This window comes from Bradyrhizobium sp. WU425, from assembly GCF_021052305.1.
In the GTDB taxonomy this organism is placed as follows: domain Bacteria; phylum Pseudomonadota; class Alphaproteobacteria; order Rhizobiales; family Xanthobacteraceae; genus Bradyrhizobium; species Bradyrhizobium canariense_D.
Genome location: NZ_CP088089.1, coordinates 3,156,541 through 3,182,007, shown reverse-complemented (window position 1 = coordinate 3,182,007; position 25,467 = coordinate 3,156,541). Strand labels below are relative to the sequence as shown.

Annotated in this window: 29 protein-coding genes; 14 read left to right on the top strand and 15 right to left on the bottom strand. The window is 64.0% G+C overall.

The window, feature by feature from the left end; genetic code table 11:
- Positions 1-13: 13 nt before the first annotated feature.
- Both BcanWU425_RS15145 and BcanWU425_RS15140 read right to left on the bottom strand, forming a co-directional pair.
- Positions 14-655, bottom strand: a complete 642-nt coding sequence (locus BcanWU425_RS15145) for a glutathione S-transferase family protein (protein ID WP_204511651.1) — start codon at positions 653-655, stop codon at positions 14-16.
- Positions 656-762: 107 nt separating this feature from the next.
- Positions 763-1,314 carry a cytochrome b gene (locus BcanWU425_RS15140; RefSeq protein WP_204511652.1) on the bottom strand — a complete coding sequence of 184 codons (552 nt, stop codon included), beginning with the start codon at positions 1,312-1,314 and terminating at the stop codon, positions 763-765.
- 173 nt (positions 1,315-1,487) lie between these two features.
- Here BcanWU425_RS15140 and murI point away from each other — a divergent pair, with 173 nt between their 5' ends.
- The 6 genes from murI to BcanWU425_RS15110 all read left to right on the top strand — a co-directional run bounded on the left by murI (position 1,488) and on the right by BcanWU425_RS15110 (position 6,411).
- Complete coding sequence (murI, locus tag BcanWU425_RS15135; protein ID WP_204511653.1) at positions 1,488-2,285, top strand: glutamate racemase; 798 nt, start codon at positions 1,488-1,490, stop codon at positions 2,283-2,285.
- 61 nt (positions 2,286-2,346) lie between these two features.
- Positions 2,347-3,120, top strand: coding sequence for an HpcH/HpaI aldolase family protein (locus tag BcanWU425_RS15130; RefSeq protein ID WP_085349355.1), 774 nt, complete (start codon positions 2,347-2,349; stop codon positions 3,118-3,120).
- 62 nt (positions 3,121-3,182) lie between these two features.
- Positions 3,183-3,566 (top strand): cupin domain-containing protein, encoded by a 384-nt coding sequence (locus BcanWU425_RS15125; RefSeq protein WP_018455542.1) that lies wholly within the window; start codon positions 3,183-3,185, stop codon positions 3,564-3,566.
- Between the two features lie 105 nt (positions 3,567-3,671).
- Complete coding sequence (locus BcanWU425_RS15120) at positions 3,672-4,439, top strand: acyltransferase (protein WP_018455541.1); 768 nt, start codon at positions 3,672-3,674, stop codon at positions 4,437-4,439.
- Positions 4,440-4,635: 196 nt separating this feature from the next.
- Positions 4,636-5,253 (top strand): 30S ribosomal protein S4, encoded by a 618-nt coding sequence (gene rpsD, locus BcanWU425_RS15115; protein ID WP_204511654.1) that lies wholly within the window; start codon positions 4,636-4,638, stop codon positions 5,251-5,253.
- A gap of 90 nt (positions 5,254-5,343) precedes the next feature.
- On the top strand, positions 5,344-6,411 hold the full coding sequence (locus BcanWU425_RS15110) for a threonine aldolase family protein (RefSeq protein ID WP_231190576.1): 1,068 nt from the start codon (positions 5,344-5,346) through the stop codon (positions 6,409-6,411).
- On the opposite strand, the gene BcanWU425_RS15105 is transcribed toward BcanWU425_RS15110, so the two are convergent.
- Genes BcanWU425_RS15105 through grxD form a run of 4 tightly spaced genes read right to left on the bottom strand, consistent with a single transcriptional unit; the run spans position 6,412 to position 9,890 of the window.
- On the bottom strand, positions 6,412-7,674 hold the full coding sequence (locus tag BcanWU425_RS15105) for a serine hydrolase domain-containing protein (protein WP_204511656.1): 1,263 nt from the start codon (positions 7,672-7,674) through the stop codon (positions 6,412-6,414).
- A 1-nt stretch (position 7,675) separates the two neighbouring features.
- Entirely contained in the window at positions 7,676-8,962 is a 1,287-nt protein-coding gene (locus BcanWU425_RS15100; protein ID WP_026232971.1) for a serine hydrolase domain-containing protein, read from the bottom strand.
- Between the two features lie 46 nt (positions 8,963-9,008).
- Complete coding sequence (locus tag BcanWU425_RS15095) at positions 9,009-9,560, bottom strand: O-acetyl-ADP-ribose deacetylase (protein WP_204511657.1); 552 nt, start codon at positions 9,558-9,560, stop codon at positions 9,009-9,011.
- Between the two features lie 3 nt (positions 9,561-9,563).
- Positions 9,564-9,890, bottom strand: coding sequence for a Grx4 family monothiol glutaredoxin (grxD, locus tag BcanWU425_RS15090; RefSeq protein WP_007602294.1), 327 nt, complete (start codon positions 9,888-9,890; stop codon positions 9,564-9,566).
- A gap of 239 nt (positions 9,891-10,129) precedes the next feature.
- Here grxD and egtB point away from each other — a divergent pair, with 239 nt between their 5' ends.
- On the top strand, positions 10,130-11,422 hold the full coding sequence (gene egtB, locus BcanWU425_RS15085) for an ergothioneine biosynthesis protein EgtB (RefSeq protein ID WP_231190574.1): 1,293 nt from the start codon (positions 10,130-10,132) through the stop codon (positions 11,420-11,422).
- A 52-nt stretch (positions 11,423-11,474) separates the two neighbouring features.
- A complete protein-coding gene (gene egtD, locus BcanWU425_RS15080) occupies positions 11,475-12,446 on the top strand; it encodes an L-histidine N(alpha)-methyltransferase (RefSeq protein WP_085384329.1) in 972 nt (323 codons plus the stop codon).
- 25 nt (positions 12,447-12,471) lie between these two features.
- Here egtD and BcanWU425_RS15075 read toward each other — a convergent pair whose 3' ends face one another.
- A complete protein-coding gene (locus tag BcanWU425_RS15075; protein ID WP_026232969.1) occupies positions 12,472-13,665 on the bottom strand; it encodes a low temperature requirement protein A in 1,194 nt (397 codons plus the stop codon).
- 24 nt (positions 13,666-13,689) lie between these two features.
- Positions 13,690-13,926 carry a BolA/IbaG family iron-sulfur metabolism protein gene (locus BcanWU425_RS15070; protein WP_007602284.1) on the bottom strand — a complete coding sequence of 79 codons (237 nt, stop codon included), beginning with the start codon at positions 13,924-13,926 and terminating at the stop codon, positions 13,690-13,692.
- A gap of 210 nt (positions 13,927-14,136) precedes the next feature.
- On the opposite strand from BcanWU425_RS15070, the gene BcanWU425_RS15065 reads away from it, so the two are divergent.
- Positions 14,137-14,496 carry a DUF427 domain-containing protein gene (locus tag BcanWU425_RS15065; protein ID WP_018455532.1) on the top strand — a complete coding sequence of 120 codons (360 nt, stop codon included), beginning with the start codon at positions 14,137-14,139 and terminating at the stop codon, positions 14,494-14,496.
- Positions 14,497-14,683: 187 nt separating this feature from the next.
- Here the strand turns inward: BcanWU425_RS15065 and BcanWU425_RS15060 are convergent, their stop codons facing one another.
- The gene (locus tag BcanWU425_RS15060) at positions 14,684-14,857 is read right to left on the bottom strand and encodes a DUF1328 domain-containing protein (protein ID WP_007602280.1); all 174 of its coding nucleotides are present in this window, start codon (positions 14,855-14,857) and stop codon (positions 14,684-14,686) included.
- 188 nt (positions 14,858-15,045) lie between these two features.
- On the opposite strand from BcanWU425_RS15060, the gene BcanWU425_RS15055 reads away from it, so the two are divergent.
- Positions 15,046-16,224 (top strand): acyltransferase family protein, encoded by a 1,179-nt coding sequence (locus tag BcanWU425_RS15055; RefSeq protein WP_018455531.1) that lies wholly within the window; start codon positions 15,046-15,048, stop codon positions 16,222-16,224.
- A 101-nt stretch (positions 16,225-16,325) separates the two neighbouring features.
- Here the strand turns inward: BcanWU425_RS15055 and purL are convergent, their stop codons facing one another.
- Positions 16,326-18,536, bottom strand: a complete 2,211-nt coding sequence (gene purL / locus BcanWU425_RS15050; RefSeq protein WP_204511658.1) for a phosphoribosylformylglycinamidine synthase subunit PurL — start codon at positions 18,534-18,536, stop codon at positions 16,326-16,328.
- Between the two features lie 183 nt (positions 18,537-18,719).
- Here purL and BcanWU425_RS15045 point away from each other — a divergent pair, with 183 nt between their 5' ends.
- Complete coding sequence (locus BcanWU425_RS15045; protein WP_085384292.1) at positions 18,720-19,199, top strand: PaaI family thioesterase; 480 nt, start codon at positions 18,720-18,722, stop codon at positions 19,197-19,199.
- Positions 19,200-19,274: 75 nt separating this feature from the next.
- The gene (locus tag BcanWU425_RS15040; protein ID WP_026232967.1) at positions 19,275-20,231 is read left to right on the top strand and encodes a DMT family transporter; all 957 of its coding nucleotides are present in this window, start codon (positions 19,275-19,277) and stop codon (positions 20,229-20,231) included.
- 31 nt (positions 20,232-20,262) lie between these two features.
- Here BcanWU425_RS15040 and BcanWU425_RS15035 read toward each other — a convergent pair whose 3' ends face one another.
- The gene (locus BcanWU425_RS15035; protein WP_085349363.1) at positions 20,263-20,859 is read right to left on the bottom strand and encodes a TetR/AcrR family transcriptional regulator; all 597 of its coding nucleotides are present in this window, start codon (positions 20,857-20,859) and stop codon (positions 20,263-20,265) included.
- Positions 20,860-21,012: 153 nt separating this feature from the next.
- Between BcanWU425_RS15035 and BcanWU425_RS15030 the strand changes: the two genes are divergently transcribed.
- Positions 21,013-21,411 carry a RidA family protein gene (locus BcanWU425_RS15030; RefSeq protein WP_018455526.1) on the top strand — a complete coding sequence of 133 codons (399 nt, stop codon included), beginning with the start codon at positions 21,013-21,015 and terminating at the stop codon, positions 21,409-21,411.
- A gap of 44 nt (positions 21,412-21,455) precedes the next feature.
- On the opposite strand, the gene BcanWU425_RS15025 is transcribed toward BcanWU425_RS15030, so the two are convergent.
- Both BcanWU425_RS15025 and purQ read right to left on the bottom strand, forming a co-directional pair.
- Complete coding sequence (locus tag BcanWU425_RS15025) at positions 21,456-22,427, bottom strand: tripartite tricarboxylate transporter substrate binding protein BugD (RefSeq protein ID WP_204511659.1); 972 nt, start codon at positions 22,425-22,427, stop codon at positions 21,456-21,458.
- Positions 22,424-23,125: a phosphoribosylformylglycinamidine synthase subunit PurQ gene (gene purQ / locus BcanWU425_RS15020; protein WP_018455524.1), complete on the bottom strand. Its 702-nt coding sequence runs from the start codon at positions 23,123-23,125 to the stop codon at positions 22,424-22,426. The genes BcanWU425_RS15025 and purQ overlap by 4 nt, the downstream gene beginning before the upstream one ends.
- Positions 23,126-23,288: 163 nt before the next feature.
- On the opposite strand from purQ, the gene BcanWU425_RS15015 reads away from it, so the two are divergent.
- Positions 23,289-24,305 carry a magnesium and cobalt transport protein CorA gene (locus BcanWU425_RS15015; RefSeq protein ID WP_018455523.1) on the top strand — a complete coding sequence of 339 codons (1,017 nt, stop codon included), beginning with the start codon at positions 23,289-23,291 and terminating at the stop codon, positions 24,303-24,305.
- 10 nt (positions 24,306-24,315) lie between these two features.
- Here BcanWU425_RS15015 and purS read toward each other — a convergent pair whose 3' ends face one another.
- Positions 24,316-24,558, bottom strand: a complete 243-nt coding sequence (gene purS, locus BcanWU425_RS15010; protein ID WP_026232966.1) for a phosphoribosylformylglycinamidine synthase subunit PurS — start codon at positions 24,556-24,558, stop codon at positions 24,316-24,318.
- 12 nt (positions 24,559-24,570) lie between these two features.
- Positions 24,571-25,338 (bottom strand): phosphoribosylaminoimidazolesuccinocarboxamide synthase, encoded by a 768-nt coding sequence (gene purC, locus BcanWU425_RS15005; RefSeq protein ID WP_231190572.1) that lies wholly within the window; start codon positions 25,336-25,338, stop codon positions 24,571-24,573.
- Between the last annotated feature and the right edge of the window lie 129 nt (positions 25,339-25,467).

Below are 25,467 nucleotides of genomic sequence, written 5' to 3'. Positions count from 1 at the left end.
ATCGCCTCGCCGCTCAGTCCAAGAGCAGCGCCATGCCCGGGTCGCCCTTCTCCATCGCACGCCGATAGCCCGCCCGCGCACTGATGCGGCCGAGATATTTGACCACGTTCGGAGAGCGCTGGAGGTCATAGGGCTGGAAGTAGCGCATCGTGGTCAGCGAGAAAACTGTCATGATGTCGGCGGCCGTGAAAGCGCTGCCCGCAAGATATTCGGCCTCGCGAAGCCTTGCGTCGAGAAGATCGTGGGCCTGATCGAGACGCCCCTTCATCGCGAGCAGGGTCGGATTGTCCTTGGCGAGATCGAGCCGGTTCAGGATCATCATCCGTCCCATACCGGGTTGCAGGCTGCCATTGGCGAAATGAACCCAATACAGAAACTGCGCGAAGGCGGGATCAGTGGGACCGAGCACGAGTCGGCCGTTGCCATATTTTGCAACGATGTAGTCGACGACGGCGCCGGATTCCGCGAGCACCAACTCGCCGTCGGTGATCACAGGCGCCGTGCCGGCCGGATGCAGCGCCTTGTACTCGGCCGGAGCCAGCATGGTGACGGGATCGCGCGCATAGCGCTTCAACTCGTAGGGAATCCCCAGCTCCTCGCACAGCCAGACGATACGCTCGGACTGCGACTTGCCGAGATGATGGACGGTGAGCATGAGGCCTCCTGCGATCGCAATTGGATAGTTCGTGACCCCACACCTTACTCCGTCATTGCGAGCGCAGCGAAGCAATCGCGGGCGCGATGCTTCCTCCCATGTCCGCCCTACCCCGCCTCGTCCGTCACCATCCGCGCCACAATGCGGTCGCGGCGGATGAAATGGTGCCACACAGCGGCGATCACGTGAATCGCGATCAAGGCGAGCAGCACATAGGCAAAGAGGATGTGGCGGTCTTCATAGACGCCAGCCGCCGCGCGTTCGGGAGCCGTGAATTGCGGCACGTGAAACAGGCCGAAGAAGTTCGAATAATCAGGTGCGTGCGCACCGGAATGCGCCCAGCCGAGCATGGTGACGATGATGACGGCGAGGTAGAGCGCGCCGTGGCTGACATGGGCGGCGACCTTCTGCCAGCGCGAGGTCCCGGCCGGCATGATCGGCGTCGGGTTGACGAGGCGCCACACCAGGCGCAGCACGGTGAGCAGCAGGATCACATAGCCGATATCGGCGTGGATCGAGCGGTAGAAGAAGCGGTCGGGACGCGCCGGGATGTGGTTCATCCACCACCCGAAGCCGATCATGCCGATGATGGTCAGCGCCAGACTCCAGTGCAGCCATCGGGAAATGCTGCCCCAGCCGTGACTGGTATTTCTGATCATGTCGGTGCTCCGGAGTTTTGCGGGCCTGTCCCTATCCGCACCGCCGTACGGCAGCTGATACCGGGAACATGTGGCCGTCGCGAAATTGAATCGTTCCAAAATAGCCCTAAGTGCCCCTGCCGCAAAACCGCCCCAAAAACCGAATGGTAACCATGGCGGGCTAGAGTGTTCACGTGACCAATTCCCCGACGATTCTGGTGTTCGATTCCGGCCTTGGCGGCCTCACGGTCCTGCGTGAGGTCGTGGCTGCGCGCTCCGACGCGCATTACGTCTACGTCGCGGACGACGCCTTCTTCCCGTATGGCCACCACAGCGAGGACGAGATCATCGCCCGCGTGGTGCCGCTGATGGCGGAATTGATCGGCATGCACGATCCTGACCTCGTCGTGATCGCCTGCAACACGGCGTCCACGCTGGTCCTATCGCATCTGCGCGCCGCTTATTCCGTGCCCTTCGTCGGCACGGTGCCGGCGATCAAGCCGGCCTGCGCGCAATCGAGGAGCCGGCGCGTGTCGGTGCTCGGCACCAGGGGCACCGTGAAGCGCGAATACACCAAGGCGCTGATCCGCGATTTCGCACAGGGTTGCGAGGTGACACTGGTCGGCTCGCCCGAGCTGGCCGCGCTGGCTGAGGCAGAGCTCAGCGGCTCTCCCGTCAGCGACGACGCCATCCTCGCCGAGCTCGCCCCGTGTTTCGTGGGCGATGCCGGGGACGCAGGCGCACGCACCGACACCGTGGTGCTCGCCTGCACGCATTACCCGCTGCTGCTCGACCGGCTGAAAAAGCTCGCCCCCTGGCCGGTCGACTGGATTGATCCGGCGCCCGCGATCGCCCGCCGCGTCTCGGATCTGCTCGGCCCGCACACCGGTGGCATCGCGCAATCCGGCGCCGAAATGATCTTCACCTCGAACCGCGTGCATGGCCTTTCGACCATGCTGACGCCGTTCTTCGGCGGCCGCATTCCAGCCTGATCTTGCGCCTCGACGCCCCGCTGCTAGGGTCCGCCGTCGTCGTTTCCTACAGGTTCTTCCCATGTCCGTCCCGACCACGCCGCTCAACCGTCTTCGCCAGCTCTGGCGCGAGGGTCGTCCTGCCTTCGGCGCGATCGCGACGATCCCGAGCGTGCAGACCGTGCAGATCATGGCGCGCTCTCTCGACTGGATCATCGTCGATCTCGAGCACGGGCCGATTGGACTGACCGAAGCACATGCGATGATCGCGGCCACCACCGGCACCCCATGCACGCCGCTGGTGCGCATCGCGGCGAACGAGCCATGGCTTGCGAAGGCACCGATGGACATCGGCGCCTTCGGCATCAATTTCCCGATGATCACCAATAGCGCGGAGGCCGAGAAAGCGGTGCGCAGCGTGCGCTATCCTCCACGCGGCGATCGGCTCTGGGGTCCGTTCCATGCGCCATTCCGCTGGGGCCAGTCGATGCCGGACTACATGGCCAGCGCCGACGACGAGATGATCTGCATGATCACGATCGAGCACGTCGACGCCGTCAACCGCATCGACGAGATCATGGCCACGCCCGGCATCGATGTAGCTGTGATCGGCCCCGGCGATCTCGCCACCTCCATCAACAAGCGCGGCCAGATGGACGATCCGGAATTGCTGGAGCTGGTGGCGCGGGCCGAGGCCGGCATCCTCAGAAGCGGTGTGCCGATCGGCGGTGTGGCCCGTACCGCGGACCAGGCCAACGCCCTGGTCGACCGCGGCTACCGCGCGATCGCGCTCGGCTTCGACTGGTCGCTATTCCAGCGCGGCATCATGGCAGCGTTCGAGGGGATCAAGCGCTAGCCATTGAGTCTTGCCGGGAACCGCGGCGCTGCTAGGCTCAGCCGTTCCAGGGAGGAAAAACCATGCTCAAAAAGACTTTGCTCGCTCTCGCCTTCACCGGCCTCGCTGTTGCGGCCTTCGCCCAGCAGCCCGGCATCAAGCGCACCCCGCTCCAGAAGGTCGAGTTTCCGGATGGCTACAACACCATCACGGCCATCGCGGAGGTCCCGGCGGGCGGCGCGGCCGGACGCCATACCCATCCGGGCATCGAGACCGGCTACGTGCTCGAAGGTGAACTCAATCTCCTCATCGACGGGCAGCCGGAAAAGAGGCTGAAAGCCGGCGATTCCTACCAGATCCCGGCGGGCGTCGTGCATGACGCCAAAGCCCACGGCGACAAGGCTATGAAAGTGCTTGGAGTTTACGTCGTCGACAAGACCAAGCCGCTGGCCTCGCCGGCGCCCTGATGCGGCGAACCGACCGGCCCCACGCGGGTTGGTTCGTGCTAGAGCAGGCGGCGAGCGGGAACCCCGCTCGCTGCACAAACTTTAATCAGGGGAAACCAAAGAGCGATGCGCGGGACGCCCAAGACCATTTCGCTGCCGCGTCGCCTGATTATCGACCTCATGCACGCCTCGATGGGCGTGCCCTTCGTGTCGCTTTCCCGTTCGCTCGATATCGGCCCCCTGCTGGAGGCCCGCGCGGGCGCGATGGCGCCAGCCGGCTGGGCGGCCATGTTCGTCAAGGCTTTTGCCCTCGTCGCCAGGGACGAGCCGGTCCTGCGTACCGTCTATGCCAAATGGCCCTGGCCGTCGCTTTACGAGCTGCCGAAGAGCGTAGCGTCGGTGGCCATTGCCCGGGTCGAGGGCGGCGAGGAATGCGTGATCCCGCAGCGAATCGCGGCTCCCGAGGCCATGACGCTGACTGCGGTCGACGCCGAGATCCGGCACGCAAAGACCGCCCCGATCGACGAAATTCCCATGTTTCGCAAGATCATGCGGGCGACCCGCCTGCCGCTGCCGTTGCGGCGGCTGTCCTGGGCGATCGGGCTGAATTTCGGCCGGCAGCGCGGCAACTGGTTCGGCAGCTTCGCGGTGAGCTCGGTGGCCGCCTATGGCGGTGGCGAGCTTCACCCGATCACGCCCGGCCCCTTCATCGTCAGCTATGGGGTGGTCGGGCCTGACCAGACCATCCATGTCGTGATCCGCTGGGATCATCGGGTCACCGACGCCGCCCCGATCGCCCGCGTCCTGACCCGGCTGGAACAGGTCCTGAACACTGAAATCGCTGCCGAATTGCGTGCGGCCGGGTCGAAGTCGATCCGGGCAGTCGGAACGTGATTCCGGGCCATTCGCATTGACAGCGAGCCCCAAATCCCCCTAAAAGCCGCTTGCTCGCGGGCCGATTTCGGCCCGCGAAGCGTTTCGCGACCCGTGGTCCTGTCCCTTAAGCTTTGGGATCGGACCTGTCAGTGCCGGGCTAGCCCGTCACACAGGAGGGCGCGTTTCCTCAAACCAAGTACCTGAAGAGGACGCGATGACTAAGCGCAGTGAGGCGAAGTACAAGCTCGATCGCCGTATGGGCCAGAACATCTGGGGCCGCCCGAAGAGCCCCGTGAACCGCCGCGAATACGGCCCCGGCCAGCACGGCCAACGCCGCAAGGGCAAGCTCTCCGACTTCGGCGTGCAGCTCCGCGCCAAGCAGAAGCTGAAGGGCTATTACGCCAACATCTCCGAGCGTCAGTTCCACAGCATCTACGTCGAGGCCAGCCGCCTCAAGGGTGACACCGGCGAGAACCTGATCGGCTTGCTCGAGCGCCGTCTCGACGCGGTTGTGTACCGCGCCAAGTTCGTCTCGACGATCTTCGCCGCGCGCCAGTTCATCAACCACGGCCACGTCAAGGTGAACGGCCGCAAGGTCAACATCTCGAGCTATCTGGTCAAGCTCGGCGACGTGATCGAGGTCAAGGAAGCCTCCAAGCAGCTCGCCCACGTCCTCGAAGCCAGCCAGCTCTCCGAGCGTGACACCCCCGACTATCTCGAAGTCGACCATGGCAAGATGACCGCGAAATACATTCGCATCCCGCACCTCTCCGACGTGCCGTTCCCGGTGCAGATGGAGCCGCATCTGGTCGTCGAATTCTATTCGCGCTAAGATCTGAATATCGAAAGGCCCCGGTTCGCCGGGGCCTTTTTTGCTTAAAGAGCCACACTTCAGTGGCCGTTTACCTTCAGGAGGCGTCGCATGCTCTATACCCCTCCCCCGATCGATCCCAAGGCGCCGCCGGTGCGCATCAATCTGCTCTCGGACACGCAGACAAAGCCGACACCTGCGATGCGCGAGGCGATGGCGCGGGCGGAGGTCGGCGACGAGCAGGTCGGCGACGATCCGACCGTGAACGCCCTGTGCGAGCGCGTGGCCGAGCTGCTCGGCAAGGAAGCCGCGGTGTACATGCCGTCAGGCACGATGTGCAACGTCACCGCGACGCTGGTGCATTGCCGCCCCGGCGACGAGATCCTCGCCCATGAGAGCGCCCACATCATCGCGCGTGAAGGCGGCGCGCATGCCGCGGTCGGCGGCTTCCAGGTCACGCAGCTGAAGGGACCCGACGGCCAGTTCACGCCGGAGACCTTTCGCAGAGCGCTGCATCCGCGTACCCGCTACCAGCCGCCGCAGACGGTGGTCAGCGTCGAGCAGACCGCCAATATCGGCGGCGGTACGGTCTGGAAGAAGGCCGCGCTCGACGAGATCGTCGCGATCGCGAAACAACATGGCCTCGTCACCCACATGGACGGCGCGCGCCTGCTCAATGCCACAGTTGCGAGCGGCATCTCTCCGCGCGACATGACCGCGGGGTGGGATTCGGCCTGGATCGACTTTTCGAAGGGCTTGGGCGCGCCGATCGGAGGCGTGCTCGCGGGCTCGCGCGCCTTCATCGATGCGGTCTGGCAGTGGAAGCAGCGCCTTGGCGGCTCGATGCGACAGGCCGGAATCTGCGCGGCGGCTTGCATCTACGCGCTCGACCATCATGTCGATCGGCTCGCCGACGATCACGCCAACGCGCGCGCGCTCGCCCGCGGACTGTCGCAGATCGCAGGCATCGAGGTGCAGGAGCCCGAAACCAACTTGGTGTTCTTCAAGCCCGATGGTACCGGCATTCCCGGCGACAAGATGGTCGCGGCGCTGCGCCAGCGCGGCGTGACGCTTGCGATGATGGATGGCCGCATCCGCGCCTGCACGCATCTCGACGTCAATGCGAGCCAGGTCGAGGAGACGATCGGATATATCCGCGAGATCGTGCGCGGAGCGTAATCACCGCCCCATCGCCTGGTAGATCAGCGTCTTCAGCGCCAGTTGAATCCGGCCGCGCTGCGTCGGGGTCTGCACCATGAAGATCCCGAACAGATCGTCCTCGGGATCGATGAAGAAGAACGTGCCGCCGACGCCGTCCCAGCGATATTCGCCAAGCGGCCACGTTGTTCCAGGAGGCACCGAGGTGCGCACGGCGAAGCCGAGGCCGAAGCCGGAAGACCCGCCCGGATAATAGTTCTGGTCGCGCGCGATCTTTGTCTCGGGGCCGATGTGATCCGACGCCATCAGCGCAATGGTCTCGGGCTTGAGATAGCGTCGGCCGTCATAGGTGCCGCCATTCAGCAGCATCTGGGCGAAGCGGGCGTAGTCGCCGATCGTACCGACCATGCCGCCGCCGCCCGATTCCCAGGTCGCAGGCCGCCTGATGTCGCGGACCTGCGTCGTCGGATTGATGTTGCGATCCTCCGGCATCGGCTCGGCGATGCGCGGGAATTTGGCGGGATCGGCGACGAAGAAAGCCGTCTCGGTCATGCCCAGCGGATCGAGCAGCCACTCCTTCTCGAACTGCAGCAGCGTCTTTCCCGCAACGATTTCGACGACGCGGCCGAGCACGTCGGTGGAATAGCCGTAATCCCACACCGTGCCGGGCTGCTCGACAAGCGGCAGCGTGGCGATCTTGGCGGCGAATTCGGCGTTGGTCAGATCGCTGTTGAAGAGATTGGCGTTCGCATAGAGCTCGCGCACCATGCCGCCGCCGTAATAGCCGTAAGGCAGCCCCGAGGTGTGGCGCAGCAGATCCTTGATCGTGATGGGTCGCTCCAGCGGCTCCAGCACCAGGGCGACTTTGCCGTCCTCGGCCTTCTTCTCGATGCCGACCTTCATGCCGGCGAAGGCCGGAATGTATTTCGAGACGGGATCGTCGAGCGACAGCTTGCCCTCCTCAACCAGCATCATCGCCATGACTGAGGTCACCGGCTTCGACATCGAATAGAGGCGGAAGATCGTGTCCGCGCTCATCGATAACTCGGTCGCGACGTCGCGGACGCCGAAATTCTGATAATAGACCGGCTTGCCGTGCTGCTGAAGCAGCAGGATGGCTCCGGGGATCTTGCCGGTGGCCACCTCGTTGCGGATGTAGTCGGAAACCTTCGCCAGCCCCGCGGGCGCGAGCGTGTGGACCGCAGGTCTCTCGGAACCTGCCTTCGCAACGATGCCGCCGGCGAGAAGGACGAGCGCCGCGATCAATGCGCGGCGCCCGAACATGTCAATTCTCCATCGCTTCATAAACCAGCTGCTTCAATGTTCGCTGCACGCGCTGGCGCTCGGTCGGGGTCTGCTCCAGCAGCACGAAGAACATGTCCTGCTTGGGGTCGACCACGAAATAGCAGCCGGAGGCGCCATCCCATTTCAATTCGCCGAGATCGCCGGGCGGCGGCGGTTTTGCGTTGCCGGGGTCGGTGCGCACCGCAAGTCCGAGACCGAAACCAAAACCGTCACCGGGGAAATAAAAATAATCGCGATCGACGCCCGACTTGAGGCCGATCTGGTCAGTCACCATCAGCTTGAACGTCTCGGGCTTGAGAATCGTCTTGCCGTCGAGATTGCCGCCCTGTAGCAGCATCTGCGTAAAGCGCTCATAATCGGCCATGGTCGTGACCATACCGCCGCTGGCGAACTGGATCTTCTTGACGACTGTCGGATCGTTGATCCGCCCGACCCGGAAATCGCTGTCGTTCGGCACCGGCTGCGCCAGCAGCTTCTGCTTCTCGGGATCGGTGACGAAGAAGCCGGTGTCGACCATGCCGAGCGGGTCGAGCAGCTTCTCCCGTTCGATCTCGATGAGCGGCTTGCCGGCCGCGACTTCCATGACCCGCGCCAGGATGTCGGTGGAATGGCCGTATTGCCACAGCGCGCCCGGCTGGTTGTGCAGCGGCAGTTTTGCGATGCGCTCGGCGAACTCCGCGAGGTCGAAATCGCCGGCATAGATGTTGGCGTCGCGATAGGCCTTGCGGACCAGGCTGTCGCCATAGAAGCCGTAGGTGACGCCGGAGGTGTGCGTCATCAAATCGTGCACCGTCATCGGCCGGTTGGGCGGCACGAGCTCGAGCGACTTGGTGCCGTCCTCGGCCTTCTTCTCGACGCCGACTTTCACATTGGCGAAGGAGGGAATGTATTTCGAGACGGGATCGTCGAGCTTGATCGTACCTTCCTCGATCAACTTCACTGCAACGACGGAAGTGATCGCCTTGCTCATCGAGAACAGGCGGAAGATCGTCTTGTCGGTGATCGGCGCCTTGCTGACGGCGTCCTGCACGCCGAAGACTTCGTGGTAGACGGGCTTGCCATGTTGCTTGATGAGGACGTTTGCCCCTGCGATCTTGCCGGTCGCGACCTCGTTCTTGAAGAACTCGGTGATCCTCGCGAGCTTGTCCGGATTGAAATGCGCGCCGGCCGGAATCTCGTAGGTGCCCTCCGCCCGCGCGAACGACATCGTACCTAACGATACAAGCGCGGCGCAGACAAGCGCGCGCAGTCCAGACTGTGAAATCATATCCCCTCCCCGGAACATGGCCCGGCGGAGTGTACCGACCACGTCATCAGGCACAAGGGCCGCCGTACCGCGCCAAAGCGTCCGCGTGCAGAGCCGCGCTCTTTTCCGAGAAACAGCAAAATATGACGTCGACGACCAACGGCGCGGCCGGCAGGGCCTCAATGGTCGCATGGACCGCAATCTTCGCGGCCTGGTCGGCTGGAAAGCCGTAAACCCCGGTCGAAATCGCGGAGAACGCCACGGAGGTCAGCTGATTGGCCCCGCAGAGCTCAAGCGCACGGCGATAACAGGAGCCCTGCGCCTCTGCCTCACCGCGAGTGCCGCCGTGCCAGACCGGACCGACTGCATGGATGACATGACGCGCAGGGAGAAGGTAGCCCTTCGTGATCTTGGCATCGCCGGTCGGGCATCCTCCGAGCTTCCGGCACGCGGCTAGAAGCTCGGGCCCGGCCGCCCGATGGATCGCGCCATCCACGCCGCCCCCACCCAGGAGCGACGTGTTGGCCGCGTTGACGATGGCGTCAACGCTCAGCGTGGTGATGTCAGCAACGATGACCTTGAGCTCCGCGCCGCCGATCCGGCGCGTCAGCTGGGTCACGTATCAGGCCGCGACAGCGACGCCCTTTTCGGAGAAGAGCTGCTGCAATTCACCGGCTTGGAACATCTCGCGGACAATGTCGCAGCCGCCGACGAACTCGCCCTTCACATAGAGCTGCGGAATGGTCGGCCAGTTCGAATAGTCCTTGATGCCGTTGCGCAGTTCGGCGGATTCGAGAACGTTGAGGCCCTTATAGCCGACGCCGATGTGGTCGAGGATCTGGACGACCTGGCCGGAGAACCCGCACTGCGGAAATTGCGGTGTGCCCTTCATGAACAGAACCACGTCGTTCGACTTCACTTCGTTGGCGATGAATTCCTCGATGCTCATATCCGTGTCCTTATGGGGCGGAGCCCACTCCAATTGCTTCGGGCTGGCTCCGCCGATCTAACCCGATACCTGGGTATATATGTAGCCCAAACCGTTGTGCATCCAAAGTAAAATGGCGGCGAGCTGCCTCTTGTGGACCGCTCTCGGCTGCACCGGCCATTGCATGATGCCACGAATATCATCGTCAGGGAGGACTTTCATACCGTCACGGAGCCCCTATCTAGGACGAACCCGGCGTTTTGGAACCCGTCCACACCAACAACGTTCTCTTGTCCTGTCTGGAGAAAAACGTGACGAAACAAGCCTCCGCTCCGGCCCCCGCTCCGTCACTGTCGGTCGATTTGGGCGGCCTTGCCCAGAGGTTGGAAGACGCGTTTCTCGCCGTTCGCGACGAGACGGAGCGCCGGGCCGCGCCACTGTCGCCGGAGGACCAGCAGATCCAGTCCATGCCGGATGCGAGCCCGACGAAATGGCACAGGGCGCACACCACGTGGTTCTGGGAGCAGTTCGTGCTCGGCGAGCACTGTGCGGGCTACCGGCCCTTTCACCCTGACTTCGCCTTCCTGTTCAATTCCTATTACGTCAGCGCCGGTCCGCGCCATTCCCGCAATCACCGCGGCGACATCACCCGTCCGAGCGCCGATCAGGTCGGCGCTTATCGAAAACATGTCGACGCTGCCGTCGTGAAATTCTTCCGCGACGCCGGCGAGGACAAGCTTCGCGAGATCGCGCCGCTGGTCGAGGTCGGCCTCAATCACGAGCAGCAGCATCAGGAATTGATGTTCACCGACATCCTGCACGCCTTCGCGCAGAACCCGATCCCGCCGGCCTATGATCCGGACTGGCGCTTCCCGGCCGCGACGCCGGCCAGCGAGGATTGGCTGACGCTGAACGAAGGCATCCACACCCTCGGTCACGTCGATGATAGTTTTCATTTCGACAACGAGAAGCCGGCACACCGCGCCCTCGTCGGCCCGGTCAAGCTCGCACGCAATCTCGTCACCAATCGCGAATGGCTCGCCTTCATGCGTGACGGGGGCTACCGGACCGCAACGCTGTGGCTGATGGACGGTTTTGCGGCCGTGAACAACGAGGGCTGGGACTGCCCCGGTCATTGGCGCGAGATCGACGGCCAATGGCATGTGATGACGCCGGCCGGCCTCAAGCCGGTCGATCCCGACGCGCCCGTCTGCCACGTCAGCTATTACGAGGCTGACGCCTTTGCGCGCTGGGCCGGAAAACATCTGCCGACCGAGATGGAATGGGAGGTCGCGGCCCGCTCGGGCCAGCTCAACGATGCCTTCGGCATCGTCTGGCAGTGGACGCGATCGTCCTACTCGCCCTATCCCGGCTATCGCGCGATCGAAGGCGCGCTCGGCGAATACAACGGCAAGTTCATGGTCAACCAGCTGGTGCTGCGCGGCTCTTCGCTTGCAACTCCGGAGGGGCACAGCCGTATCACCTATCGCAACTTCTTCTATCCGCACCACCGCTGGCAATTCACGGGACTGCGGCTCGCCGACTACGAGTAAAATTCTCATCCGACGACAAATGCGCGCCGGACAGCGCGTTCAGGAGAGTATCATGAATGTGCACGCTAGCGCCTTGGCCGAAGCCCATCTTCCCGACGAACAGACCACCGCCTTTGCCCGCGAGGCCATCGAGGACCTGTCGCAGCAGCCTAAAAAGCTGTCGCCGAAATATTTCTACGATGCGGCCGGATCTGAATTGTTCGAGGCCATCACGCGGCTGCCGGAATATTACCCGACGCGCACGGAGCTAGCGATCCTGAAGGAGCGCGGCAGCGAGATCGCGAAAATCATTCCGGAGCACGCGGCCCTCGTCGAATTCGGCGCAGGCGCGACCACAAAGGTCCGCCTGCTGCTCAACCACTGCAAGTTCGCGGCCTATGTGCCCGTCGACATCTCCGGCGACTTCCTGACGGCGCAGGCAAACGGACTGAAGCGGGATTTTCCGTCACTCGGCATCTACCCGGTGGCGGCCGACTTCACCACGCCGTTCGAGCTGCCCAAGGCGGTGGCGACCATGCCCAAGGTCGGGTTCTTCCCAGGCTCGACCATCGGCAATTTCGAACCGCATGAAGCGCAGGCCTTCCTGAAGAGCGCACGCGCCATTCTGGGCCGCGGCGCGCAGATGATCATCGGCGCCGATCTCGAGAAGGAGGAGCGCCTGCTCCACGACGCCTATAACGATGCCGCCGGAGTCACCGCTCGCTTCAATCTCAATGTGCTGGTGCGGATCAACCGCGAGCTCGGCGGCAATTTCGACCTTTCCGCCTTCACCCATCGCGCGATCTACAATCGCGAGCGGCACCGCATCGAGATGCACCTGATCAGCAAGAAGAGCCAGACCGTGCGCCTGCTCGGCACCAGCTTTTCGTTCCGCGCCGGCGAGAGCATCCACACCGAGAACAGCTACAAATACAGCATCGAGCGCTTCGCGACGCTGGCGCAAGGCGCGGGTTGGCGGGTGCGCGAGAGCTGGACGGATGCGGCGAAGATGTTCTCAGTGCACGCGCTGGAGGTGGCGGAGTAAGCGCTCCGGCGCCAATGGCGGCGGCTCAATGCTCCTCGGCTTCTTCCGGCGTCGATCCCAGCGAAACCGACTCCCATACCGCAACAACGATCATGATCACCGTCGCGGCGACCGACAGCCATAGCGGCGACAGTTCGGCGGCAAACCACCACAGTGCCGCGAGCGCGATGATGCCAATCCCGTGCGAGAGCTGGAGGAAGCCGCGGATCGCGTGCTTGAACAGGATGGTGCCGACCAGGAACAGCAGCGGCCCGCCGATCGTGCTCACGATGATCCTGACATCTGAATGCCCCACCGGATGCTTCAGCACGAGTTCGTCGGAGACCGCGGTCAGGATGATGCCGGCGACGATCGGCATATGCAGGTAGGTGTAGGCGAGCCGCGCCAAGCGGCCGGATTCGGCGGATCTCGAGATGCGCTCGGCTCCGGCCTCGGCGCCCTTGTGGAAATAGACCCACCACATCGCGATGCTGCCGACCAGCGCGGAGACGAAGGCCGAAATGTTGTCAGCGGTCCAGTCAAGCTCGGCAAACGTCGCACCGTTGACGACAACGGCCTCGCCAAGCGCGATGATGACGAACAGCGAGCAGCGCTCGGCCATGTGGCCGCCTTCGACGGCCCAGGCCTCGACCGACGAGAAGCCCAGCTTGGGGATCCAGAAGCGCACCGCCGGCGAGACATATTCGATCGTCAGCGCCACGATCCAGAACCATAGCCGCGCCTCGTCATGGGCGAGGCCGCCGAGGATCCAGAAGATCGCGGAGACCGAGAGCCACGTCAGGATGCGGATCGCATTGTGCCGGACCGCAGTTCGATGCCGCGGCGTTGCAAACATCCAGAAGGCGGTGCGCCCGACCTGCATCGTTGCGTAAGCGATCGCAAACCACAGGCCCCGCCCCTCGAAGGCGGTCGGGATCGTCGTCGACAGCACGAGGCCGCCCAGCATCATCAGGAAGAGCAGGATCCGGACCGGCGTCAGCTCGGGATCGAGCCAGTTGGTGACCCAGGCGGTGTAGACCCACACCCACCATACCGCGAGAAACAGCACCGCGACGTGCACGGCACCGAGCGGCGTGAAATGGTGCAGCAGTGTGTGCGAGACCTGCGTGATCGCGAAAACGAAGACCAGGTCGAAGAACAGCTCGGCATTGGTGACGCGGCTGTGCTGGTTTGGCAGGATGACGCGAAACATCGCGCCGCGCGGATTGTCCGCAGCCATCGTCATCCCCCCGTCACGATCAGATCAAGCGCCCGGCACCCCGGTTTGCAGCGCCAGCGCATGCAGCACGCCGCCCATTTGGCCGCGGAGGGACTGATAGACGATCTGGTGCTGCTGGACGCGGGACTTGCCGCGGAAGGTCTCCGAGATCACGGTCGCGGCATAGTGATCGCCGTCCCCGGCGAGGTCACGGATGGTCACCTCGGCATCGGGGATCGCCGCCTTGATCATCGCCTCGATATCGTGGGCGTCCATTGGCATTCGGGTCGTGCTCCTGTCTCGGCTGCAATCAGTCTTGTCGTCGAATCGCTGCCGGGGTCCGGTTCTACAAAGCCAACCTTCCGGCGCGGCCAAACTTAGCGTGAACGGCCTTCTACGTCACGCCTTCCGGCACTATATCGGTGATCCGATCTGGATAAAGCCACGACAAAGTGCCGCGCGCGGCAGAGTGATCGAAAAAGGCGTGAAATCATGAAGCTTCCAGGGCCCGACCACCCCATCACCATCACCCCAAATCCCCGGCGCGTCCGCGTCACAGCCGGCGATATCGTGATCGCCGAGACCACCAAAGCGCTGACGCTGAAAGAGGCGAAATATCCGGCGGTGCAATATGTGCCGCGGCAGGACGCCAACATGGCGCTGCTGGAGCGCACCGACCGCGTCACCCACTGCCCCTACAAGGGGGATGCGAGCTATTACAGCGTCAAGGCGGACGGCAAGACACTGGACAACGCGATCTGGACCTATGAGGCACCCTTTCCCGCGATGACCGAGATTTCGGGCCATCTCGCCTTCTATCCGGACAAGGTGAAGATCGAGGAATTGGGGTAGCTGCTTCCGTCATGGCCGGGCTCGTCCCGGCCATCCACGTTTTTGGGCAATCGCGGATACAGAACAACGTGGATGCCCGGGACCCGGCTCCGCCGAGGCTTCGCCGGGCTATAATGTTGGGCCGGCGAAGCTTCAGCGAAGACGGCAAGCCCGGGCACGACGACTGTGTGCGTGGGCAGCGCCCCCGCTACGCCCTGAATATCGTCAGCCCCAGGATCAGCAGCACCAGGAAGATCGCGACGAACACGTAGAACAGGAAGCGGGCGATGTCGGCGGAGGCGGCCGAGATCCCGGTGAAGCCGAGCACGCCGGCTACGATCGAGACAAGTAAGAAGATCAGTGCCCATTTCAGGATCGTCATCGCCAGCTCCGAAATTGTACCGCCTGCCGCGGTCCTCAAGCCCTTTTGGCGAACGCTAACTTCGTCGCAGGGAACTGGTTCCTGGCGGTCTCAGGCCTGCGGGCGTCCCAAACGACCCTTGCTGAATCCGGTTCCCGGCGGCAAAGTCCGGGCGGGACAGAAGCGCGACCGGGGCGGCCACGATGACGATGTCACATTCAGCGACGATCGGGGCAGAGGCGCACGCGGCGCCGAGGGCCAAGGCGCGCAATCTGTCGCTCGATCGCGCCCGCACCTTCCTGACGCTGGTGGTGCTGCTGCACCACGCCGTGATTCCCTACACCTATTTCGGGCACACCGATCCGGCGTCCTGGGCCGGTTTCGACGTGGTCGTGCTGGCCACCGACAGCTTCTTCATGGCAATGTTCTTCTTCCTGTCGGGACTGTTCACCTGGCCGGGCATCGCGCGCAAGGCGCCGTCAGTTTTTCTCCGCGACCGCCTGTTGCGGCTCGGGCTGCCGTTCGCGATCGCGGCGCTCACCGTCATCCCGCTCGCCTATTACGCGATCGCGCTGCGGCACGATCCCGGGCTGAGCTTCACGGCGTTCTGGTGGAAGACGATCACGGTTGGCCCGTGGCCGAGCGGCCCGATCTGGTTCGTGTGGGTGCTGCTGGCATTCGACCTGACCGCGAGCCTGCTCTACCGGGTCTCCGCGCATCTGGTCGACCCGGGCAACCGGGTGTCGCTGCGCGGATTCGACCAGCCGGCCGTATTCTGGCTGCTGCTCGTCGTCGTCACGGCAATCGCCTACGTGCCGGCGCTGCTCTATTTCGGCGGCAGCAAATGGTTCGAGCTCGGGCCGTTCTCGGTGCAGGCGAGCCGCATCCTGCTCTACTTCGCCTATTTCTTTATCGGCGTCAGCGTTGGAGCGGCCAACTTCGATCGCGGCATCCTCAGCGCCGGCGGGCAGTTGCCGAAACAGCGCTGGCTGTGGGTGATCGCCACGCTGATCCCCTACTGCCTGATGTGGGGCATGATCTACATCAAGCGCGAGATCCTCGGTAATCCCGACCCACAACCGCACTGGTATCAGGCGATCTACGGTACGTTCTTCGTGCTGTTCTCAGGCTCGATCCTGCTCGCGATTCTCGCGTTCTTCCTGCACCAGAAGTCGCCGGGCCCGAACCTGCTCGACCGCATGCAGGCGGATGCCTACGGCATCTTCCTGGTGCACTACCCGATCGCGTTGTGGATCCAGTACGCGCTGTTCGACTACAGCCTGCCGGCGATCGTGAAAGCCACGATCGGCTTCGTGCTTACGGTGATCCTGAGTTGGGGTCTGACGGCGGCCCTACGGAAGATTCCGGGGGCGTCGCACGTGTTGTGAGGCGCGATACCCGTAGCCCGGATGAGCGTAGCGATATCCGGGAAACCTCACGACAAAGACCCGGATATCGCTTCGCTCATCCGGGCTACCGGTTCAGCCCCTCAGGCCGCCTTGCCGCCCATATACTCCGGCAGCCAGCGCTCGAACGAGGTCCGCAGCGCCTCGATCGTTACACGCGCTTCGCCCGCGATCGCGATCGCGTCGCCGCCGGTAGTGCCGATCCGCACGCAGGGCACCTCGCAGCCGCGCATCTTGGCGAGCACGCGGCCGGCCTCGGTTTCAGGCACGGTGACGAGATAGCGCGCCTGGTCCTCGCCGAACCAATAGGCCTGAGGCACCAAGGAGGTCGGCGCCGCGAGCAGTTTGGCGCCGATGCCGCTCGCCATCGCCATCTCGGCCAGCGCGATCAGCAGGCCCCCGTCGGACAGATCGTGCACGGCGGTCGCGGTGCCCGCATGGATCATGCCGCGCACGCAGTCGCCGTTGCGCCTCTCGGCGGCGAGATCGACCGGCGGCGGCGCGCCCTCCTCGCGACCGCAGATGTCGCGCAAGTAAACGGACTGGCCGAGCCAGCCATGGGTCTCGCCGATCAGGAGGATCGCCTCGCCTTCGGCCTTGAAGGCGAGCGACGCGGACTTGGTGAAATCATCGAGCAGGCCGACGCCGCCGATCGAGGGCGTCGGCAAGATCGCGCGGCCGTTGGTCTCGTTGTAGAGCGAGACGTTGCCGGACACGACCGGGAAGTCGAGCGTACGGCAGGCTTCCGAGATGCCCTTCAGGCAGCCGACGAACTGGCCCATGATCTCGGGCCGCTCAGGATTGCCGAAATTGAGATTGTCGGTGATCGCAAGCGGCTTGCCGCCAACCGCGGTGATGTTGCGCCAGGCTTCCGCCACCGCCTGCTTGCCGCCTTCAAACGGATCGGCCTCGCAATAGCGCGGCGTCACGTCGACGGTCAGCGCCAAGCCCTTCGGGCCGTCCTGCACGCGCACCACCGCGGCATCGCCGCCGGGACGCTGCATGGTGTTGCCGAGAATGACGTGGTCGTACTGCTCCCAGACCCAGCGCTTGCTGCACATATCGGGCGTGCCGATCAGCTTTTCGACCGCGGCACCGAGACCCATCGGCGCCGCCACCTCGCGCGCATGCACGACCGGCAGCGCGGCGGAGGGGACATGCGGGCGATCATAGAGCGGCGCCTCGTCGCCGAGCTCCTTGATCGGCAAATCGGCCATGACGTCACCGCCATGCTTGACCACGAAGCGCTTGCTCGGCGTGGTGTAGCCGACCACGGCGAAATCGAGGCCCCACTTCTTGAAGATCGCCTCGGCCTCTTTCTCCTTCTCGGGCTTGAGCACCATGAGCATGCGCTCCTGGCTCTCCGAGAGCATCATCTCGTAGGCGCTCATGCCGATCTCGCGCGTCGGCACCGCGTCGAGATCGAGATCGACGCCGAGGTCGCCCTTGGCGCCCATCTCCACCGCCGAACAGGTCAGGCCCGCCGCGCCCATGTCCTGGATCGCGATGACGCAGCCCTTCTCCATGATCTCGAGACAAGCCTCTAACAGCAGCTTTTCGGCAAAGGGATCGCCGACCTGCACGGTCGGACGCTTCTCTTCGGACTTGTCGTCGAACTCGGCCGAGGCCATCGAGGCGCCGTGGATGCCGTCGCGGCCGGTCTTGGAGCCGAGATAGACGATCGGCATGTTCACGCCGGAGGCGGCGGCATAGAAGATCTTGTCGGTATCGGCGAGGCCGACCGCCATCGCGTTGACGAGAATGTTGCCGTCATAGCGGGTGTGGAAACGGACCTGGCCGCCGACCGTCGGCACGCCGAACGAGTTGCCGTAGCCGCCGACGCCAGCGACGACACCGGAGACGAGATGCCGCGTCCTGGCATGCTCCGGTGCGCCAAAGCTCAGCGCGTTGAGGCAGGCGATCGGCCGCGCGCCCATGGTGAAAACGTCGCGCAAGATGCCACCGACACCGGTGGTCGCGCCCTGGTAAGGCTCGATGTAGCTCGGGTGGTTGTGGCTCTCCATCTTGAAGACCACGGCCTGGCCGTCGCCGATGTCGATCACACCGGCATTCTCGCCCGGGCCCTGGATCACCCAGGGCGCCTTGGTCGGCAAGCCCTTCAGATGGAGGCGCGAGGATTTGTACGAGCAGTGCTCGTTCCACATCGCCGAGAAGATGCCGAGCTCGGTGAAGGTCGGCTCCCGCCCGATCAGCTTGAGAATGCGCTCATACTCGTCGGGCTTGAGCCCGTGGGCGGCAATCAGCTCGGGGGTGATCTTGGGTTCGTTCTTCATGGAATTTGGGCTTTCGACGGCGGTTGGCCGTTCTTAGGAACATCGGACGGCTTGGAAAAGCCCTTTATGGCGCATTTTCCCGCTGTCCCACGTTTTGCGGCCGGGGGCTGCGGGAACAGGAATTGCACAGCGCGGACAGATCGGATTTAAGGACAAAAGACCCGCAATTGAAGGCCCATTTCCTTGCATGAATTGACCAAAGCGCCCCCGCCTCGCCGCCCCGACCTCCACGTCGCGACCGATGGGGAATTCCAGGGCTGGCGAACCTGGATTCGTGACAGTTTTGAGAGCCATATCGGCCCGTTCTGGCACAAGATCGAGGACGACGGCAGCGTCCGCTCGGCGTTCCGGGTCGAGAAAAAGCACCTCAACGGCTCCGGAAACGTCCATGGCGGCTGCTTCATGGCGTTTGCCGACTATTGCCTGTTCGCGATCGCCACCCACGAACTGGATGGGCCGGCGGTGACCACCAATTTCGCCTGCGACTTCCTCGACGCGGCGCGCGAAGGCGAGTTGATCGAATGCGTCGGCGAGGTCTCCCGCGCCGGCGGCTCGCTGATCTTCCTGCGCGGCAAGCTGATATCGGGCGGGCGGCCTCTCTTCACCTTCTCCGGTACGATCAAGCGGGTGAAGCGGAAGCCGGCACCGCAGCCAAACGCATAGCTCGCCGCCTTCCCTTTTGGCGCCCCCTCGCCCAGACTTGTGTCCAGCGCTGTCGCGCCGGGGAGCAACATCAAGGTGCCGCAGAGCACATCGCCGACGGGGCGGGCCACAGTCTCGCAATTGCCGTCCATGCCCGCCACAGGCGCGCGCAACTGGCGCGACTATGCGCTGCTGTTCGCGCTGGCCTGCTGCTGGAGTTCAACCTATCCGCTGGCGAAGCTCGCGCTGGATACGATCCCGCCCGTGACCTTCATCTCGGCGCGCTCGCTGATCGCGGCCGCCTTCCTGTTCGCGATCCTGTGGATGCGCGGCGTCAGGATCCCGACCGACGCCAAGGCGTGGAAGTTGTTCGCGACCCAGCAATTGATCAACTCGACCTTTCCGTTCCTGATCATCACCTGGTCTCAGCAATATGTGCCGGCGTCGAACACGGTGGTGCTGGCCTCGACCACGCCGATCTTCGCCTTCCTGATCACCTCGCTGATCACGCGTCACGAGCCGGCAACGCTGTTGAAGCTCTTGGGCGCGCTCCTCGGCCTCGCCGGCACAATCGTCATCGTGGGCCTGGATGCGCTGCGCGGCTTCGGCAGCGAGATCGTGGCCGAGATCGCCATCCTGCTCGCCACCATCTCGTTCGCCTGCGCCACGATCTTCGGCCTGCGGCTGTCCGAATACGATCCGATGGTGGTGGCAGCCGGCTCGCTGCTGTTCGGCGGCCTCGTGCTGCTGCCGCCTTCGCTGATCGTCGACCAGCCCTGGACGCTGCACCCGACGCCGACCGCGATCACAGCCACCATTGTCATGGGCATAGTCTCCAGCGCGTTGGGGCTGATGCTGTTCTACATGTGCCTGGGACGGCTCGGCACGCTGACGACGAACGCACAAGGCTATTTGCGTATCCCGATTGGCGTCGGCCTCTCCGTGCTGCTGCTCGGCGAGAGCGTGCCCTCGAACCTGGCGCTGGGACTGGTGCTGGTCATGGCGGGCGTCGCCGCGATGACGGTGCCGACGGAGCGGTTGAAGCTGCGGTGACCCGCTGCTTCCGCCGTTCGGCACGAGGCACTCAATGCGGCTTGCGCAACAATCCGCTCGCCAACGCTTGGAAGGCGTCAACGGCCTTGGTCAGGACGCCTGGCGGATCGTCGGCTGCGGCGACCCACAGCGCTGCGCTCAGCGCAGCCCCGTTCAGCAAGCGTCCCGCCGCTTCGACATCGACGGGCTTCACAATCCCCTGTTCGATCAGCGACCGAATGGTTCGCATGGTAATCTCAAGACAGGCATTCTCGCCGGGCCACTTGGATGGATCACCGAGCACGGCCGGTCCATCCAGAAGCATGACGCGCTGAATTTCAGGATCGAGCGCCATCTCGATATAGGCGGTCCCCTCTGCAAGCAGTCCTTGCCACAAGCTCGGCGCTTGCTCGCGGGCCGTGCGGAGCCGTTCCGCCATTTCGCTGTCGATCTGCTCAACGACGGCCCAGAGCAGCCCCTTCTTGTCTTCGAAGTTGTGATACAGCGCGCCCCGCGTCAGTCCGACGGAAGCAGTCAGCTCGTCCATCGACGCGGCTGCATAGCCTTGTGTGGCAAACGCCCTGCGCGCGGCCCGGATGAGCTTGGCCCGACTTTCCGCCATCGCCTCGGCGCGCTTGCCCTTCGCCATGCTTCCCAACTCCATTTGCCGACCCCATTGACATACGGTCCGTATGTGATCCATATTCCACATACGCTACGTATATGAACAGCTCGTGGAAATCCAGTGGCAGGCCCTGCCCACCACAGCTGCGACCGCCATCCATCAATCAAGGATCCAGACATGCCCAAGCGCGACGCAATCTTCCCGGCCGGCCGCCACGCCCTCTATGAAGCGCACCGCTATTCGGCCGCGATCCGGTCCGGCGACCTGCTCTTCGTCTCCGGGCAGGTTGGAAGTCGCGAGGACGGCTCGCCCGAACCGGTGTTTGAGGACCAGGTCCGACGCGCGTTTGCCAATCTGCGTGCCGTTCTCGCAGCGGCCGGATGCACGCTGGACGATGTGGTGGACGTCACCACGTTCCATACCGATCCGGCCACGCAGATCGAGAAGGTGATGGCAATTCGCGCTGCGGAGATCGGGGAGGCACCCTATCCGAACTGGACGGCAGTCGGAGTGAATTGGCTTGCCGGGTTCGACTTCGAGATCAAGGTGATCGCCCGCATTCCTGCTGCGGGGTAAGCGTTCTCGTGGCGATGATGCCAACCGTCAGGAGCCTCGCGCTATTACTTGGCGTCGTCGGCCAGCATCTTGCGGTACTTCTCGACGTCGCGCGTCACGAGCTTTTGCAGCACCTCGGGCGTGCGCTCGTCGGGATCGGGGGCAACGGTCGAGAGGTCGGCGAACCGTTTCTTCACCGCGTCGGTTTCCACGGCCGTACGCGCGGCGGCATTCAGCTTGGCAATGACCGCCGGCGGAGTGCCCTTGGGCGCGAACAGGCCGTTCCAGCCCTGCGCCTCGAATTCGGGCAGGCCGGCTTCGGCCGACGTCGGCAGATCCGGCAGGGTCGCGAGCCGCACGGTCGAGCCGACCACGAGCCCGCGCGCCAGCTTCTCGTTGATCGACTGCGAGACGGAGGCTGCCGCATCGCAGACGCCGTCGATCTGGCCGCCGATCGCATCCGTGAGCGCGGGGGCGGCGCCGCGATAGCCGACCAGCGTCGCGTCGATCCCGGCGGCTGTGACGAAGCTCTTGCAGATCAGGTAGTTCGAGGACCCGACGCCGGCATGGCCGAGATTGATCTTGCCCGGATTGACCTTGGCGTAGGCGATGAACTCTTTCAGGTCCTTTGCCGGAAAATCCTTGCGCACGGCGATGATGCCGAACGTCTTCGCCACCATGGCGATCGGCACGAAGGAGTCCGGCGTGAACGGCAGCTTTGGATAGATCGTATAGGTCGCGGCGTTGGTGCCGGCATTGCCGATCGCAATGGTGTAACCGTCAGGCTCGGCACGGGAGGCGCGCGCCAGTGCGGTCGATCCGCCGGCGCCGGCGACGTTCTCGATGACGATGGTCTGGCCGAGCGCGATGCCCATCTGCTCGGCAACCGTGCGCGCGATCACGTCGGACGTGCCGCCGGCCGCGAACGGCACGATCATGGTGACGGGACGCTTGGGGAAATCCTGTGCGAACGCGGCCGTCGCGAACGCAACGACGGCGACAGCGGCCGGCAGCCGCTTCAGCACGAACGCAATCACGCGGCTTTTTCCAGATGCGCGGTGAGGCCGGCGAACAGGCCGCGACCGTCGGTGCAGCCCATGATGTCTTCGACGTGGTTTTCCGGATGCGGCATCATGCCGAGCACGTTGCCCTTGTCGTTGACGATGCCGGCGATGGATTGCGCGGCGCCGTTGATGTTGCTGATATCGTCGATCGCGCCGTCAGCCGAGCAATAGCGGTAAAGGACGCGACCCTCGCCTTCGAGCCGCTTGATGGTCTCCGCGTCCGCCGCATAATTGCCCTCGCCATGCGCGATGGGCACGCGGATCACCTGCCCGGCATTGTAGCCGCGCGTGAATGGCGTGTCGGAGCGCTCCACGCGCAGATGCACGTCGTGGCAGATGAATTTCAGCCGCGCATTGCGCATCAGGACGCCAGGCAAGAGGCCGGACTCGCAGAGGATCTGAAAACCGTTGCAGACGCCGAGCACGAGGCCGCCCTTGGCCGCATAGTCGCGCACCGCGTCCATCACCGGCGCCCGCGCCGCAATCGCGCCGCAGCGCAGATAATCGCCATAGGAGAACCCGCCGGGCACCACCACGAGGTCGGTGCCATCAGGCAGCGACGTCTCGGCATGCCACACCATCGCGGGCTCGCTGCCCGAGATCAGCCTCAAGGCACGCGCCATGTCGCGCTCGCGGTTGATTCCGGGAAAGACGAGGATGGCGGCTTTCATGGCAGAGGTTCCGAACGAAGATTGAATGGGGCTGGCACGGCTGCCAAATCGTGAGCAGACATATCCATTTGACGGGGATTTTACCAGTGCTAGCCTCGGCCGCGAGCGTTGTGCACAGGCCATAGCCCGCCATCGGCCGATCGATTCGCCCGGGATTAAAGCCATGAATGTCCCCTCGCTGCCCGCATCCCTCTCCGAGCCGGTGTCCACCGAGGGCGTGATCGCCGCCGGTGCCTATGTCGACGGCCGGCGCGTCGCCAATATTGCCATCAGCGAGGCCTCGAGCTGGCGGGCGAAGCCCGGCCACGTGGTCTGGATCGGGCTGCACGAGCCCGACATGGCGCTGCTCAGCGCGGTGCAGAAGCAGTTCGACCTGCACGAGCTTGCCATCGAGGACGCCAACCACGCCCATCAGAGACCGAAGATCGAGCAATATGGCGAGGCCCTGTTCATCGTGGCGCGAACCGCGCAACTGATCGAGGGCCGGATCGCCTTCGGCGAGACGCACATCTTCGTTGGCGAAGGCTATCTGGTCTCGGTGCGCCACGGCGCGTCGACATCCTACACGCCGGTGCGCGAACGTTGCGAAAGCTGCCCGCGAGCGCTCGCGCGCGGCGAGGACTACATCCTCTACGCCATCCTCGATTTCATCGTCGACAACTACTCGCCCGTGCTCGAGAGCATTCACGAAGAGGTCGAGAGCATCGAGGATGACGTGCTCTCCAAGGCGATCAGCAAGGCGCAGATCGAGCGGCTCTATATGCTGCGCCGCGACCTCTTGCGGCTCAGGACCGCGATCGGGCCGCTGGTGGAGGTCTGCCGCCGTCTGGAGCACGACGAGCTTGCGATGGTGCGCGCGACGATGCAGCCGCTGTTCCGCGACGTCACCGACCACGTCCGCAACATCCAGGAGCGGATCGATTCCATGCGCGAGGTGCTGGCCTTCGCCTTCGAAGCGAGCCTGCTGGTCGGCCAGGCCCAGGAGACGGCGGTCTCCAAGAAACTTGCCTCCTGGCTCGCGATCATCGCGATCCCGACCGCGCTTGCCGGCATCTACGGCATGAACTTCAAGCACATGCCGGAGCTGGACTGGGAGTACGGCTATTACACGCTGCTCGGCGTGATGCTGACGGCGTGCGGCGCGCTGTATTGGCGTTTTCGTCGGGTCGGATGGCTGTGAGCCATCCCGTTCACCCGATCAGCTCGACCCGGTAGTTCTCGATCACGGTATTCGCCAGCAGCTTGTCGGCGGCATCCTTCAACGCCGCCTCCGCCTTCGCCTTGTCCGTGCCCGCGAGCTCGATGTCGAACACCTTGCCCTGCCGGACGCTGGCGACGCCGTCGACGCCGAGCGACTTCAACGCACCCTCGATCGCCTTGCCCTGCGGATCGAGGATGCCCGTTTTCAACGTCACGGTAACACGTGCCTTCACGTCAGATTCCTCTTAGCTCTTCACCAGCACCGGGCCGGAGCCGGCCGGACGCTCGTTCTCCATGAGAATGCCGAGACGCTTGGCGACTTCGGTATAGGCCTCGAGCAGCCCACCGAGATCCCTGCGGAAACGGTCCTTGTCGAGCTTCTCGTTCGACTTGATGTCCCACAGGCGGCAGCTATCCGGCGAGATCTCGTCGGCGACGATGATCCGCATCATCTCGTTCTCGAACAGCCGGCCGCACTCCATCTTGAAGTCGACGAGGCGGATGCCGATGCCGAGGAAGAGACCGGTGAGGAAGTCGTTGACACGGATGGCAAGTGCCATGATGTCGTCGATCTCCTGCGGTGTCGCCCACCCGAAAGCGGTGATGTGCTCTTCCGACACCATGGGATCGTTGAGCTGGTCGTTCTTGTAGTAGAACTCGATGATCGAGCGGGGCAGCTGCGTGCCCTCCTCGATGCCGAGGCGCTGCGACAGCGAGCCGGCGGCAACGTTCCGCACCAGCACTTCCAGCGGCACGATCTCGACTTCGCGGATCAATTGCTCGCGCATATTGAGGCGGCGGATGAAATGGGTCGGCACCCCGATGTCGTTGAGGTGCTGAAACAGGTACTCCGAGATCCGGTTGTTGAGGACACCCTTGCCCTCGATCACCTGATGCTTTTTCGCATTGAACGCGGTGGCGTCATCCTTGAAGTGCTGGATCAGGGTACCGGGCTCCGGGCCTTCGTAAAGAACCTTTGCCTTGCCTTCATAAATGCGACGCCGACGGCTCATGGGGATGTACCGTGTTTTGTTGAAATCCATGTATTTGGTGTGCTCCGGTTGACGAGACTACGACCCACAGCGGAGCTGCCGTGAACGGCCCGGAACCCCTAGAAAACAGAACGGGAACCCAGCCTGAGG